The following is a 14,319-nucleotide window of genomic DNA, read 5'->3' as shown; positions in this document are numbered from 1 at the left end:
TTATTCGACCTCATCAGACGGCTTGCTGTGCGGAGTGGGGGAGTCGGTGCCCGCGTGCTTGTCGGCGTTGAACGCCTCCCACATCAGCCCGGGTTCGCGGGCGGACGCGCGGGGGGCGGGGGCCGGCTCGGGGCCGGTGCGGACGACCGGGGTCGGTACGGGGGTGTCGCGGCGGCGGCGCGGCAGACCGTTGAGGGTCTTCCCGTCGATGAACGGGTCCGCTCCGTCGTCCAGCGACGGAAGGAGGGGGGCGGGCGCCGGCGGCGGCACGGGCAGGGGTGCGGGGGCCGGCGGCGGGACGGACGGGGTGCCGCGCTTCGGCAGCGGCCGGATCGGTCCGGCCGCGCGCTTCCGGGCGGGCTCAGGGGTTCTCACGACGGGCTTCTCCACCGTGGTGATCAGGCGCCGGGGTACGAGGATCACGGCCCGTACGCCTCCGTAGGCGGAGGGACGCAGGTCGACGTCGCAGCCGTGCTCGCGGGCCAGCCGGCTGACCACCGGCAGGCCGAGCTGCGTCACCTCGCCCAGACCGGCCAGGAACATGCCCGACGCCGACTCCGTCATCACGCGGTTGATGCGGTGCCGGACCTCCTCGGTGAGGCCGACGCCGCGGTCCTCGATCTCGATCGCGATGCCCGAGGGCACCTCGACGGCGCTCACCTCCACGGGGGTGTGCGGCGGCGAGAACGACGTGGCGTTGTCGAGGAGTTCGGCGAGCAGGTGGATCAGCGGCTCGGCGCCGGGGCCGATGACCGCCGCCTCCGTGACCGACTGGAGCTTGACCCGCGGGTAGTCCACGATGCGCGACATGGCGCCACGCAGCACGTCGTAGAGCGGGATGGGCTTCGACCACTGGCGGCCGGGGCGGGCGTCGCCGAGGACGGCGATGCTGGCCGCGAGGCGGCCGATGAGGGCGTTGCGGTGGTCGACGTCCTGGAGACCGCGCGCGAGCACGAGGTCCGTGCCGTGCACGATCTGCATCTCCCGCAGGTCCTTGGCGAGCTGGTGCACGATCGCCTGGACGCGGCGCGCGACGGCCACGAGCGCCCGCTGGGACGAGTCCCGGGTGTTCTCCTCGGCCTCCACCGCCTCCAGCAGGGTCCGCAGCGCTCCCCTGAGCGCGTCGGTGAACCCGTCGTCGAGGTGGTCGCCGAACCGGACGGAGTTCACGATCTCCGAGGCCGCGTCGCCCTTCTGGAGCCGGGCGACGGCGGCCGGCAGCAGCTCCTCGGCCAGCCAGACGGTGGTGGTCCGCTGGTCGGCGAGACGCGCGAGCAGCGCGTTCTCGCGCTCCGCGTGGGCCTGCTGCGCGGCCTGCACCGTGCGGGTGTGCCGGGCCGCCTCGGCCGCCCGCGCCAGGCGCACGGTCAGCGCGGTGCTGCCGACGGTGAGGGAGACCGCCGCGAAGCCGTACCAGGCCACCGGCGTCCGTATCTGCGCAGGCGCGAAGAGCAGCCCTATGGCGAAGAGTGCGGCCAGGACCCCCGGCGGGACGAGCCACACCGGAGCCACCGCACCGGGCCTGGCTCTGGATGTTGAACCTGCGCGAACCATCAACGGTTTCCCTCAGCGTCTGGAATAGGAGAGGACTGAAGTGGCGCGACGTACCGGCAGGAAAAAGTGAACATGCGATCGATCACGCACGCGTGCTCGAACGGGACCGCTTCGGGGTTCCTTCGCCCACGCGTCGATGCCCGCGTCTCCCTGTGGCCGTGCTCCGTCTAGGCGCCCGCTCCCAGCGTTCATGACTCGCTGTGAGCGCGGCGCAACACATCTGCGGAGCATAGTCAGTTCGGGATTGGCGTGTGACCTCGATGGAAGGAAGGGTTCTATCAATCAAACTGGCCCTATAACAGGGCGGAAATGCATCTCAAAAATGACAACAACTGATCAGGGCAGGGCTTTTTACCGGTCATTCCGAAAGGCGGCCGGAGCCGGAGCGCGCGCCCCCCGCGCGCCCTTCCGCTACTCCTTCCGCTCGCCCTCGCCCTCGCCCTCGCTCTCGATCTCGCCCGTCGCCGTCGACAGCGCCGCCGCCGGATCCCGGTCGGCCGGACCCGCCGGGGACCAGCCGTCCCCGTCCCGCCGGAAGGGCCACCAGCGGCCGTCCTCGCCGAGCCGCAGCTGCGCCCGCGCGCCCGCCGCCGTCCAGCGCGCCCCCGACCGGCTCAGCTCCGGGCGTTCGCCGTCCTCCCACGCGTCGGCGAGCCGCGCCGCGGCCCGCGCCAGGGCCTCCTCGTCGGGGGTCCAGGACTCCTCCAGTACGGCGAGGGCCGCGGCCCCGCCCCACCGCCACGCGCGCGTGGCGGCGTCGAGCCCCGCCCGCGACCGCCCGGTACGGGACGCCAGACGCGCCGCCACCCACGCCGGCGGACCCCCGGCCGCGAGCCGGACCGCGTCCTCGGAGACCGTCAGGTCCCCCGCCGGCCCGCCCGCCGGGGCCGCCCGCCCGGCCAGCAGCTCCGTCAGCAGCCGATGGGCCCGGGCCGCCGTGTCGGCCGCCAGGAACTCCAGCGCGGCCGGCTCCACACCCGGCTCCGGATCCGTCTCCGTGTCCAGCGACGGCGGCTCCCCGGGCCCGGCCTCCGGCACCGGCACGGCCGGCAGCGGCGGCAGGATGTCCCGCAGCGCGTACGCCTCCGCCGCCGACACCCCGGCCGGCCCGTCCCCCGCCCCGGCGGCCGGCGGCGCGTCCGGCGACGGGGCCCCGCCGCCCGCGCGGGCGGCGCTGCGCTCCTGGAGCGCGTCCACGACCGCCCGCTGCCCCCGCCCCCGCATCAGCAGCAGCGCGAACGGGTCCTCGTCCAGGATCCGCGCCATCTGATGGCAGAGCGCCACCGTGTGCGGGCAGTGGTCCCACGCCTCGCAGCCGCACTCCGGCTCCAGGTCGCCGATGCCGGGCAGCAGTTCGACGCCGACCGCCGCCGCGTCCTCCACCAGGTGCGGCGGCATCTCGTGGTCGAGCAGCGCGGCGATGTGCCCGGCGCTGTCGACGGCGAGGTCGAGCAGCCGGTCCCACTCCTCGTCCGTCAGCGTGCGCACCAGCACGTCGCTGCGGTACGCCGTGCCGTCGCGGTCCTGCACGACGGCGGTGATCCGCCCCGGCCGCACCGACACCGCGCCGACGGCCCCCGCCCGCGCGTGCGCCCGCCCCGCCTTCACCTGCCGGCCGTCGAGCGCCGTGTCCTCCAGCGCCTTCAGCCACGCCCGGCCCCACCAGGTGCGGGTGAACGCCCCGCCGCGCACCGGCGGCGGCGCCGCGATGGTCAGTTCCTCGGCCTCGTGGCCCGTCCCGTACTCGCTCATCGTCCGTCCCCGTCCCCGCGCAGCCGGACCAGCTCCGCCAGTTCCGCGTCGGTCAGTTCGGTCAGCTCCGCCGGCGTGTCCCCCGAGGTGCCCAGCACCGCGTCCGCCAGCTCGCGCTTGCGGTCGAGCATCGCGGCGATCCGGTCCTCGACGGTCCCCTCGGCGACGATCCGGTGCACCTGCACCGGACGCGTCTGCCCGATCCGGTACGCCCGGTCGGTGGCCTGCGCCTCCACGGCCGGGTTCCACCAGCGGTCGTAGTGCACCACGTGCTCGGCCCGGGTCAGGTTGAGCCCCGTCCCCGCCGCCTTCAGCGACAGCAGGAAGACCGGCACCTCGCCGTCCTGGAAGCGGGCGACCATCGCCTCCCGCTCGGCGACCGGGGTACCGCCGTGCAGGAACTGCGTCCGCACCCCGCGCTCCGCCAGATGCGCCTCCAGCAGCCTGGCCATCCCCACGTACTGGGTGAAGACCAGGGTGCTCGCCCCCTCGGCGAGGATCGTGTCGAGGAGTTCGTCGAGGAGCTCCAGCTTCCCCGAACGGCCCGCGATCCGGGGCCGCTCCTCCTTCAGGTACTGCGCCGGGTGGTTGCAGATCTGCTTCAGCGAGGTCAGCAGCTTCACCACGAGCCCGCGCCGCGCCATGCCCTCGGCCGCCGCGATCTGCAGCAGGTTCTCCCGCACCACCGCCTCGTAGAGACCGGCCTGTTCCGGTGTCAGCGAGACGGCCCGGTCGGTCTCGGTCTTGGGCGGCAGCTCCGGCGCGATCCCCGGATCGGACTTGCGGCGGCGCAGCAGGAAGGGACGGACCAGCGCGCCGAGCCGCTCCGCCGCGGCCGGGTCCGTACCGCCCTCGACGGCGGCGGCGTACCGGCGGCGGAAGGCGCCGAGCCCGCCGAGCAGCCCGGGGGTCGTCCAGTCGAGGATGGCCCACAGCTCGGAGAGGTTGTTCTCCACCGGCGTGCCGGACAGCGCCACGCGCGCGCGTGCGCCGATCGTGCGCAGCCGGCGGGCCGTCGCCGAGTACGGGTTCTTCACGTGCTGCGCCTCGTCCGCCACGAGCAGCCCCCACGGACGGGCGGCGAGCCGCTCGGCGTCGAGCCGCATGGTGCCGTACGTGGTGAGGACGACGTCCCCGTCCGCGAGCCCGTCGAGGTCGCGCGTGGTGCCGTGGAAGCGGCGCACGCGCGTGCCGGGCGCGAACCGTTCGAACTCCCGCTGCCAGTTGCCCATCAGCGAGGTCGGGCAGACGACGAGCGTCGGGCCCGCGGTGGCCGGCTCGCCCTGCCGGTGCAGGTGGAGCGCGATGAGGGTGATGGTCTTGCCCAGGCCCATGTCGTCGGCGAGACAGCCGCCGAGACCGAGCGAGGTCATCCGGTGCAGCCAGTTGAGCCCGCGCAGCTGGTAGTCGCGGAGGGTGGCGGCGAGCGCGGCGGGCTGCGGGACCTCGCGGGCCCCGCCCTCGGGGTCGGCGAGCCGCTCGCGCAGCCGCTCCAGCGGCCCGGTCGCGACCACCTCGAACGGGCGGCCGTCGACCTCCGTGCTGCCGGTGAGGACGGCGGCGAGCGCGTCGACGGGCGACAGCTTGCGGTCCTGCCGCTCCCGGGCGCGCAGCACCTCCGCCGGATCCACCAGGACCCACCGGTCGCGCAGCCGGACGAGCGGCCGCCCCGCCTCGGCGAGCCGGTCCAGTTCGGCCCGCGTCAGCTCCTGGTCGCCCAGGGAGAAGCGCCAGTTGAAGGCGAGCAGCGCGTCGGCGGAGAGGAAGGACGGCAGACCGCCACCGGCCCCCCAGGGCTCGGCGGGTCCGTCGCTCCACCCGGATTCCGTCCCGACCTCCGGCTCGACCGGTCCGACGACCGCCCGCGCGGTCAGCCGGTCCGTCAGCTCGCGCGGCCAGTGGACCTGCATGCCGGTCGCGGCGAGCGCGCGGGACGCCGGCCCCAGCAGCTCGACGACCTCCTCGTCGGCCAGCTCCATCGCGTCCGGCACGGCCGCCGCGAGCAGCGGGGCGAGCGCCGGCCAGGCGCGCGCGGCCCGCCGCAGCGCGAGCAGGGCGTCCATCCGGGCGCGCGGCCCGAGCGACGCCGCCGCCGGCCCGGCGCCCGACCAGGCGTCGGCCGCGTCCACGACCACCGTCGGATCGGCGGCGGAGTGCAGCTGGAGCACGGCACGGAACGAAGGGACCTCCGGCGCACCGGAGCCGGCGCCGGATCCGGACAGTTCCAGCCGGAGTGACAGCCGTACCCCCGCGTCGTGACCGGCCGCCAGGTCGGCGGCCCACGCGCGCAGTTCGGTGACCGGCTGCGGCTCCTCGGCGGCGAACGCGGGCCCGCCGGCGGCGAGTTCCGCGGCCGGGGTACGGGGGAGGGTGTCGGCGACGGCGTCCAGGAAGGCGCGCAGCAGCGCCTCGGGCTCCGGCAGCAGCCAGTCCTCCGGCCCGTCCGGCTCCTCCGCCGGGCCCAGCGGGACGGCGTGCGCGGTCGGCGGCATCGACGCGGCGAGCGTCCGCAGCCGGTCCAGCTCCCCGGGCCCCAACGGCCCCGCCCGCCAGCCGTCGTGACCCGCCGCCGTCACACCGGGCAGCAGCAGTCCGCGCGCCGTGAGGTCCAGGGCGAGCAGGGCCGCACCGCCCCAGAAGGCGGCCGCCGGGTCGGCGCCCCCGGCGAGCCGGGCGCGGGCGAGCAGCGGCAGGGCGTCCCGTACCGACAGGAGGAACGCGGGGACGGGGACGGGCTGGAGCTCCGCGGCGTCCACCACCGTGATCTCGCCCGCCACCGCCCCCGGCGGGGCGGTGAGGGGTGCGCCGTCGGGCGACCAGAGGGCGATCCGGCCCGCCCGGGGCGGATCGGCGGGGAGGAACACGGCGGCCGGTACGGCCTGGCCGGAGCACGGCACGGAGGCTTCGGGAGCGGAGCCGGAGGACCGGAACGACGACGTCAACACATTCCCCACATATGACTGCCGGTGAGACCGAGCGGCCGACCCTACCTCACGCGTGCCGCCGACCACGCCCATCCGTGCGTGACGCCCGACACATGTGCACAGCCCCCGAATCGGGGGTGGGGAACGCCCCACCCCCGGGCCCCGGCCCGCCCCCGCCGCGGGCCGGGTGGTGACGCCATGGTTCCGGACCGTCACCGATCCCTACCGTGAAGACCGCCGCCGCCCCCTCGGTGCGGACGGCAGCCGCCCCCGCCTCACAGAAGCCGGAGCCCCTCCATGTCCCAGGCCATCGCCCCCGCCCCCGCACCGGCGCCCGTCGCCCGGCCGCGGCGCGGCGGCAGCGAGTTCTCCCCGCTCCTGCGCACGGTGAGGGACCAGGGGCTGCTCGACCACCGTCCCGGCTGGTACGCCCGGGACATCGCCCTCACCCTCCTCGGGATCGCCGCCGTCGTCGGCGGCCTCCTCCTGGCCGGCCCGACCTGGTGGTCCGTCCTGCTCGCGGTGCCCCTCGCGGTGCTCTCGGCCCGCGCCGCCTTCACCGCCCACGACGCCGGGCACTCCCAGGTCACCGCGGACCGCCGGGCCGGGCGCGCCGTCCAGCTCGTCCACGCCAACCTGCTCCTCGGCATGAGCCGCGAGTGGTGGAACGACAAGCACAACCGGCACCACGCCCACCCCAACCACCTCGACAAGGACCCGGACGTCGCCGCCGACGTCCTCGTCTTCGCCGAGCACCAGACCGCCGGCCGCACCGGCCTGCGCGGCTTCCTCACCCGCCACCAGGCCCTGCTGTTCTTCCCGCTGACCACCCTGGAGGGCCTCGCGCTCAAGCTGTACGGCGTCCAGGCCCTGCTCGCCAAGGACGGCCCGTACCGCACCCGGCGCGAGCGCCTCACCGAGGGCGCCCTGCTGCTGCTCCACTTCGCCGGGTACGCGGCGCTGCTCCTCACCGCCCTCACGCCGCTCCAGGCGCTGGTCTTCGCGCTCGTCCACCAGATGCTGCTCGGCGTCCACCTCGGCATGGCCTTCGCCCCCAACCACAAGGGCATGGACCGGCCCGACCAGCACGAGGACGGCGAGAGCTGGGGCCATCTGCGCCGGCAGGTGCTGACCTCCCGGAACATCCGGGGCGGCGCCCTCACCGACTGGTTCCTCGGCGGCCTCAACTACCAGGTCGAGCACCACCTCTTCCCGTCGATGCCCCGCCCCCACCTGCGGCTCGCCCAGCCCGCCGTCCGCGCGCACTGCCGGGCCCTGGGCATCCCGTACACCGAGACCGGCTTCGTCGACTCCTACCGGCAGGCCCTCGGTCACCTCCACGAGGTGGGCGCCACCCTCCGCGAGGAGCAGGCACGACGCCCGGAGTAGGGTCGAACGAGTCAGCCGGCACCGCAGAGAACCAGGGGGGTCTCCCACATGGGCGACGGCACCGTCACCACGGTCAGCAGCAACGGCACCTACTCCTTCAGCAAGCCCAACCGCGCCTCGATCACGCTCCTCGCCGGGCTCGGTGTCGAGGGCGACGTCCACGCCGGCGTCACCGTCAAGCACCGCTCCCGGGTGGCCCAGGACCCGACCCAGCCGAACCTGCGGCAGGTCCACCTCATCCAGTCCGAGCTCTTCGACGAGGTCGCCGAGGCCGGCTTCGAGGTGGCCCCGGGAGACCTCGGCGAGAACGTCACGACCCGCGGCATCGACCTGCTCGCCCTGCCCACCGGCACCCTCCTCCGCCTCGGCGCCGAGGCCGTCGTCGAGGTCACCGGTCTGCGCAACCCGTGCGCCCAGATCGACGACTTCAGCCACGGCCTGCTCAAGCAGGTCGTGGGCCGGGACGCCGACGGCGAGGTCGTCCGCAAGGCCGGGATCATGGGCATCGTGCTGGCCGGCGGCGAGGTCCGCCCCGGCGACCCGGTCGCCGTCGAGCTGCCGGCCGAACCACACCGCCCGCTCGACCGGGTCTGAGCCCGCCGGCGCACCGCCTCAGGAGGGGCGTACGGCGAGTGCGTCGAGCCCTTCGAGGAGAGCGGGCAGCCGGGCACCCCGGGCCACCGGCAGCACCTCGCGCGGATAGTCGTCGAGCAGGACGAAGGCCATGTCGTCGGTGCGGGCCACGAGTGACCAGCCGGGGCCGTCGGCGCGGAGCATCCGCGCGCCCTCCCCGGCGAAGCCGGACCGCACCCGGCCGACCGGCGGCGGCTCCTTCAGATAGCCGCGCAGCTCGTCCAGCGCGCGGCGCACCTGCGCGTACGGGCCGGTCGGCTCGCCCTGCGCGGTCTCGGCCGGCCGGTCGGCCGCGGGTCCCGGCTCGATCTGCCCGCGCCACTCCTGCCAGTGCCGGGCCACCTCGTCGGCGCCGAGCCGCCGCTGCGCGGGGCCCCAGGCGTCCCCGCTGGGCGGTGCCAGCGGGGCGGGGTCGCCGTCCTCCGGCTCGGGGTCGTGCGGGTCGGGGAGGCCGGGAGCCCGGGTGGCGACGGCGAGCGGCCAGCCGGGCAGTCCGGCGACGACGGACTCCTCGTCGGGCGAGAGGTCGTAGGCCATGCCGCAGTCCCAGGAGGCGATGGCGACCGCGACCAGCGACACGTCGTCGATGACGACCGTCCAGCGGGCGCCGAGCCCGTCCTGGCCGAAGACGAGCCCGTACCCGGCCTCGTACGGTTCGAGGCCGAGCGCGGCGCAGGCCGCCGGGTAGTCGTCGCCGAGCACGCTCGGGAACTGCGCGGGCGTGAGCAGGCACGCGGTCAGCACGTAGAGCGAGTCCTCGCCCGCCGCCGGTTCCGTCGCCGCCACGGCACCCTCCCCATCTCGCTGCCCATCGGATCGTCGGCGCACCTTAACCAGTGAGTAACCCGCGCGTCGAGGGTCCCCGGCGTGTGAGACTCAGCGCTCCTTGACGCCGAGCAGGGAGCGGGCGACGGTCTCGGGCGTCTGGTTGCGCTCCCGGGCGAGGGTGAGCACGGCGCGGCAGGCCAGCTCGTTGACGCCGAAGGTGAGCTGGCCCGGGTCCACCCAGGTGACGGCCTCGTCCATCCGGTCCTGGTCGTTCTCGGCGCAGGCGGCCACATAGACGGCCGCGGCCTCGAAGAGGTTGCGGCCCTGGCGCCCGGAGCGGGCCGGGGGTGGGGCGGCCTCGCTCCCGGACGCGCGTCGGGCGGAGGGGAGGAGCTTGCGCATGCGTTCCGCTATCCGTGCCACGGCCGGCCGCCTTTCCCCGGGCAGGGCTGCCCGGCACTTCCACGGTAGACAGTGAAGTGCCGGGACAGAAGGGGGCGTTGGGGGGCCGGTCCGGCGAGCGGAAGGAGCGGGCGGCGGCGCCGGAGCCGTAGCCGGGCTCCGCGTCCGGATGGCCGGCGACGCGGGCGAGGACGGCGGTCTGGGTGTGGCCGGTCTCCTCGAAGGTGACGGCGGTCTCGCCCTCGGCGTTCTCCTAGCCGCCGCCGTCCGGCTCGCCGTCGGCCAGCCAGTCGGTGAAGACGTAGCCGGGCGCGGGCACGGCGGTCGCGGTGACGGTGTCGCCGTCGGAGGAGGGGCCGTCCTGGGAGAGCTCCACGCTGCCGTGGCCGCGCTCGACCGTCAGCGCGTGGCGCCGCTCCTCGAAGAGGGCGGTGATCCCGGCGCTCAGCCCTCGCGGACGGCCAGGGCGAGGTAGCGGGCGTCCTCGTCCACGTACGAGACGAGCCGCCAGCCGGCCTCGGCGAGGGCCGGGCGCAGCCGGGGCTCGGCCCGCAGGTCGTCCGGGGTGATCTGCCGGCCGTGCCGGGCGGCGAGGGCGGCCCGCCCGATGGGGTGGAAGAGCGCGAGGCGGCCGCCGGGCCGCACCACCCGGGCGAGTTCGCGGAGGCCGGCGACCGGGTCGGCCAGGTGGGAGACGAGGCCCGCGCCGAAGACCGCGTCGAGTCCGCCGTCCCGGAGCGGCAGCCGGCCGACGTCGGCCAGGAGCAGGGCCCCGGCGCCCCCGGGGCCGCGCCGACCGGCGCGTACCGCCTCGGCCAGCATCTCCGGGGTGAGGTCGGCGCCGACGACCGTGCCCGACGGGCCGACGGCGGTACGCAGCGGGGGCAGCGCCCGGCCGGTGCCGCAGCCCGCGTCGAGCACGGCGTCGCCGGGGCGCAGCCCGAGCTCGGCGACGGCGGCGGCGTAGGCGGGGCCGTCGTCGGGGAACCGGCTGTCCCAGTCGGCCGCGCGGGTGGCGAAGAACGCTCGGACATCTGTGGGGTCATCGCTCATACGCTCATGATCGCCCACCCCGGGGTGTGAACGTTCTGTGTGCACGTTCGAACGTCGTCCGATCGATCTGGTACTTCTCTCCGTCATATTCCAGCAGCTTTCGAAATGCGCCCCCTGTGCGCCCCCACGTGCGCACTAGCGTCCCCGGGTCATGGGACACCTGGACCACGCCACCTTCGGCTGGCTGACACCTGTGCTGTCGTACGCGATGGCCTGCATCGGCGCCGCCCTGGGGCTGCGCTGCACCGTGCGCGCGCTCGACGCGACCGGCCGGTCGCGTCGGAACTGGCTGCTCACCGCCGCCTCCGCGATCGGCACCGGCATCTGGACGATGCACTTCGTGGCGATGCTCGGCTTCGGCGTCGCCGGCACCGACATCCGCTACAACGTGCCGCTCACCATCCTCAGCCTCCTCATCGCGATGGGCGTCGTGGGCGTCGGCGTGTTCGCCGTCGGGTACGGACGCGACCGCGTGCGATCGCTTCTGATCGGCGGCCTGACGACCGGGATCGGCGTCGCGAGCATGCACTACATGGGCATGGCCGCGCTCCGTCTCCACGGCACCGTCCACTACGACCCCCTGCTCGTCGCCCTCTCGGTCGCCATCGCGGTCGTCGCGGCCACCGCGGCCCTCTGGGCGGCCCTCAACATCCACGCCCCGATCGCGGTCGCGCTCGCCTCCCTCGTCATGGGAGCGGCCGTCAGCAGCATGCACTACACGGGCATGTTCGCGGTCCGCGTCGACGTCGTCCCCTCCTCGGCGGACCTTCCCGGCGCCACCGTCATGCAGTTCATCTTCCCGCTCGCCGTCGGCCTCGGCTCGTACCTCTTCATCACCTCGGCCTTCGTGGCCCTCTCCCCGACGGCCCGGGAACGGGCCGCGTACGCCTCCGCCGAACGCCTCACCGAACCGGACGAGCGCGCGGTCGACGTGGCCCCGCCCGGCTTCCGCGCCGGCCGGGACCCCCTCCGCACACCGACCCCCTGACCACTCCGCCCTGGCCACCCGGCCCTGGCCGCCCCGCCTTGGCCACCCGGCCTTGGCCACCCGGCCCCTGACCACCCGTCCGCCGCCCCCTTCCGTCCCCCCACCCGCCTTCCGGATCCCCGACCCTCCCCACCCAGCCGGAACGAGGAGCCCATGCGAACTCCCCGCAAGAACCAGGACGCCGTGGCGCCCGCGCCGCCGGCGACCGCACGCGGGCGCCGCGCGCACGCCGGGCCGCCCGCCGACGAACCGGAACCGCGCCCCGCCGACGCCGGACCGGACACCCCGGCCGACGCCGACGCCGACGCCCCGGCGGAGGACCCCGGGAGCGACACCGGCGCCGCGCCCGCCGAGGGCTCCCGGCGACGCGGTCTGCGGCCCCGTACCGTGCGCGCCAAGATCGTCTCGCTCCTCATGGTCCCCGTCGTCTCGCTCCTCGCCCTCTGGGGCTTCGCCACCGTCACCACCGCCCAGGACATGGCCCGGATCCGCCAGCTCCAGCGCGTCGACGACGACATCCGCGGTCCGGTGTCCGGCGCCGTCGCCGCCCTCCAGGAGGAACGCCGCGCCGCCCTGCGGCAGATCGCCGCCCCGGGCGCCGGCCGCGCCGCCGAACTGAAGGACCGGATCCGCCGCACCGACGAGGCCGTCGCCCGGCTCCGGCTCGGCGACGGCCACACCGTCGGCGACTCCGGAGACCTGCCCCCCGACGTCGCCGACCGCGTCGGCGCCTTCGTCCGCGAGGCGCAGGGCCTCACCCGGATGCGTACTGCCGCCGCCGACGGCCGCGGTGAGTGGGACCGGGTCTACGCGGAGTACACCACCGCGGTCTCGGCCGGCTTCGCCGTCGGCGGAGCCCTCAGCGGCATCCAGGACACCGGCCAGGGCTCCCACGCGCGCGTGCTCCTCGAACTCGCCCGCGCCTCCGAGATGCTCGCCCGCGAGGACGCCCTCCTCGGCTCCGCCCACCTCACCGGCCGGCTGACCGCCGCCCGCCAACGCGCCTTCACCGGCGCCGTGGAGACCCGCCGCACCCTCCTCGCCTCCGCCACGGCCGACCTGCCGCCGGCCGGGCGGGACGCCTGGCGCCGGCTCGCCGCCGGCACCGACCACACCCGGCTCACCGCCGCCGAGGACCGGGTCGCCGCCGCCGCCGACGGCCGGCCCGCCGCCCAGGCCGCGCCCTCCGCCGACTGGGACGCCGCCCTCGCCGCCGTACGCACCGGGCTCGCCGCCGTCGAGAGCGACGCGCGCGCCGCCACGGCCGACGACACCGGCCCCTTCGCCGGCGGCATCCTCAGCCCGGCCGGCGCCGCCGTCGTCCTCGGCCTCGCCGCCGTCGCCGCCTCCCTCGTCATCTCGGTCCGGATCGGCCGCGGCCTCGTCGTCGAACTCGTCAGCCTCCGCAACACCGCCCTCGGCATCGCCCGGCGCAAACTCCCCGCCGCCATGAGCCGGCTCCGCGCGGGCGAGGAGATCGACGTCCAGGCCGAGGCCCCGCCGGGACCCGTGCCGCAGGACGAGATCGGCCAGGTCGGCGAAGCCCTCACCACCGTCCACCGGGCCGCCCTCTCCGCGGCCGTCGAACGCGCCGAACTCGCCAGCGGCATCTCCGGCGTCTTCGTCAACCTCGCCCGCCGCAGCCAGGTCCTCGTCCACCGCCAGCTCAACCTCCTGGACAGCATGGAGCGGCGCGCCGACGACCCCGGCGAACTCGGCGACCTCTTCCGCCTCGACCACCTCACCACCCGGATGCGACGGCACGCTGAGAGCCTGATCATCCTCTCCGGCGCCGCCCCCGGACGCGCCTGGCGCATGCCGGTGCCGCTGACCAACGTCGTTCGCGCCGCCGTCTCCGAGATCGAGGACTACACGCGCGTGGAGGTGCGCCGGCTCCCTGAGACCGCCGTCGCGGGCGGCGCCGTCGCCGACCTCACCCACCTCCTCGCCGAACTCATCGAGAACGCCGCCCAGTTCTCCCCGCCCCACACCAAGGTCCGGGTCAGCGGCGAACCCGTCGGCAACGGCTACGCCCTGGAGATCGAGGACCGGGGACTCGGCATGGGCAAGGAGAGCCTCGCCGAGGCCAACGCCCGCATCGACCGGTCCGAGGCCCTCGACCTCTTCGACAGCGACCGGCTCGGCCTCTTCGTCGTCAGCCGCCTCTCCTCCCGGCACGGCATCAAGGTCCATCTGCGGCCCTCCCCGTACGGCGGCACCACCGCCGTCGTCCTGCTGCCCACCGACCTCCTCCAGGGCGCCCTCCCGCCGGTCGCGGACACCGCCGACGCGGGGACCGCCGCGCCGGGCGAGGAGCGTGCCGCCCGCGAGCAGGCCGAGGCCCACCGCGCGGAGGCACGCCGCTTCGCCGGCCCACCGGACCCCCTCCGTGCCCCCGCGACCGCTCCGAAGGCCCTCGCCGGCGCCCCCGCCGCCGCACCGGAGGCCGCGCGTACCCCCCTCACCCCGCCGCCACCGGGCAGACCGCAGCCTCTGCCGCGCCCCGCGGCCGTCCCCGCGCCCGTTCCGGACACCGCGCCCGCGCCCGTACCCGTACCGGAGGCCGTACCGGAGTCCGTACCGGCGGGTGTGACCGCCCTGCGGCCGCGCGGAGGCCACGCCGTACCGCCGCAGTCGCCGCCCGACCGCGCCCGAAGCGTCGACGCCGACACCGGACTGCCCCGCCGCGTCCGGCAGGCGAGCCTCGTCCCGCAGCTGCGGGAGGTGCCCGCCCCGGCCCCCGCCCCGGCGCCCCCCGCCCCCGGCGCGCCGGAGCGGACGCCCGAGCAGGTACGCGACCGGATGGCCGCCTACCGCGACGGCTGGCAGCGCGGCGGCGGCCCCGCTCCGGGCGTC

At 75.9% G+C, this 14,319-nt stretch carries 11 protein-coding genes; 4 read left to right on the top strand and 7 right to left on the bottom strand.

What is annotated here, in order from left to right; all coding sequences use genetic code 11:
- The 3 genes from IF73_RS0126435 to IF73_RS0126425 all read right to left on the bottom strand — a co-directional run bounded on the left by IF73_RS0126435 (position 1) and on the right by IF73_RS0126425 (position 6,203).
- Entirely contained in the window at positions 1–1,512 is a 1,512-nt protein-coding gene (locus IF73_RS0126435; RefSeq protein WP_234338347.1) for a sensor histidine kinase, read from the bottom strand.
- A gap of 453 nt (positions 1,513–1,965) precedes the next feature.
- Entirely contained in the window at positions 1,966–3,306 is a 1,341-nt protein-coding gene (locus tag IF73_RS0126430) for an SWF or SNF family helicase (protein WP_051717317.1), read from the bottom strand.
- A complete protein-coding gene (locus IF73_RS0126425) occupies positions 3,303–6,203 on the bottom strand; it encodes a DEAD/DEAH box helicase (RefSeq protein WP_031012345.1) in 2,901 nt (966 codons plus the stop codon). Before IF73_RS0126425 ends, IF73_RS0126430 begins: the two co-directional genes overlap by 4 nt.
- Before the next feature lie 324 nt (positions 6,204–6,527).
- On the opposite strand from IF73_RS0126425, the gene IF73_RS0126420 reads away from it, so the two are divergent.
- Both IF73_RS0126420 and IF73_RS0126415 read left to right on the top strand, forming a co-directional pair.
- Positions 6,528–7,619 carry a fatty acid desaturase family protein gene (locus tag IF73_RS0126420; RefSeq protein ID WP_031012342.1) on the top strand — a complete coding sequence of 364 codons (1,092 nt, stop codon included), beginning with the start codon at positions 6,528–6,530 and terminating at the stop codon, positions 7,617–7,619.
- A 48-nt stretch (positions 7,620–7,667) separates the two neighbouring features.
- Entirely contained in the window at positions 7,668–8,213 is a 546-nt protein-coding gene (locus IF73_RS0126415) for an MOSC domain-containing protein (RefSeq protein ID WP_031012340.1), read from the top strand.
- A gap of 18 nt (positions 8,214–8,231) precedes the next feature.
- Here the strand turns inward: IF73_RS0126415 and IF73_RS0126410 are convergent, their stop codons facing one another.
- The 4 genes from IF73_RS0126410 to IF73_RS0126395 all read right to left on the bottom strand — a co-directional run bounded on the left by IF73_RS0126410 (position 8,232) and on the right by IF73_RS0126395 (position 10,475).
- Positions 8,232–9,038, bottom strand: a complete 807-nt coding sequence (locus tag IF73_RS0126410; protein WP_031012339.1) for a hypothetical protein — start codon at positions 9,036–9,038, stop codon at positions 8,232–8,234.
- Between the two features lie 90 nt (positions 9,039–9,128).
- Entirely contained in the window at positions 9,129–9,422 is a 294-nt protein-coding gene (locus IF73_RS0126405) for a hypothetical protein (protein ID WP_234338346.1), read from the bottom strand.
- Positions 9,423–9,675: 253 nt separating this feature from the next.
- Positions 9,676–9,825 carry an InlB B-repeat-containing protein gene (locus IF73_RS42225; protein ID WP_267883594.1) on the bottom strand — a complete coding sequence of 50 codons (150 nt, stop codon included), beginning with the start codon at positions 9,823–9,825 and terminating at the stop codon, positions 9,676–9,678.
- 41 nt (positions 9,826–9,866) lie between these two features.
- Complete coding sequence (locus IF73_RS0126395) at positions 9,867–10,475, bottom strand: class I SAM-dependent methyltransferase (RefSeq protein WP_031012336.1); 609 nt, start codon at positions 10,473–10,475, stop codon at positions 9,867–9,869.
- A gap of 151 nt (positions 10,476–10,626) precedes the next feature.
- Here IF73_RS0126395 and IF73_RS0126390 point away from each other — a divergent pair, with 151 nt between their 5' ends.
- Together IF73_RS0126390 and IF73_RS0126385 are read left to right on the top strand one after the other, a co-directional pair.
- Positions 10,627–11,463 (top strand): MHYT domain-containing protein, encoded by an 837-nt coding sequence (locus IF73_RS0126390; protein ID WP_031012334.1) that lies wholly within the window; start codon positions 10,627–10,629, stop codon positions 11,461–11,463.
- Positions 11,464–11,616: 153 nt separating this feature from the next.
- Positions 11,617–14,319 (top strand): nitrate- and nitrite sensing domain-containing protein (locus tag IF73_RS0126385; protein ID WP_031012332.1); only part of this gene is annotated, 2,703 nt, incomplete at its 3' end.

Source organism: Streptomyces sp. NRRL F-5727 (assembly GCF_000719555.1).
GTDB lineage: Bacteria > Actinomycetota > Actinomycetes > Streptomycetales > Streptomycetaceae > Streptomyces.
Note: the sequence above shows the minus strand (reverse complement) of the source record. Positions and strands in the feature narration are given on the sequence as shown.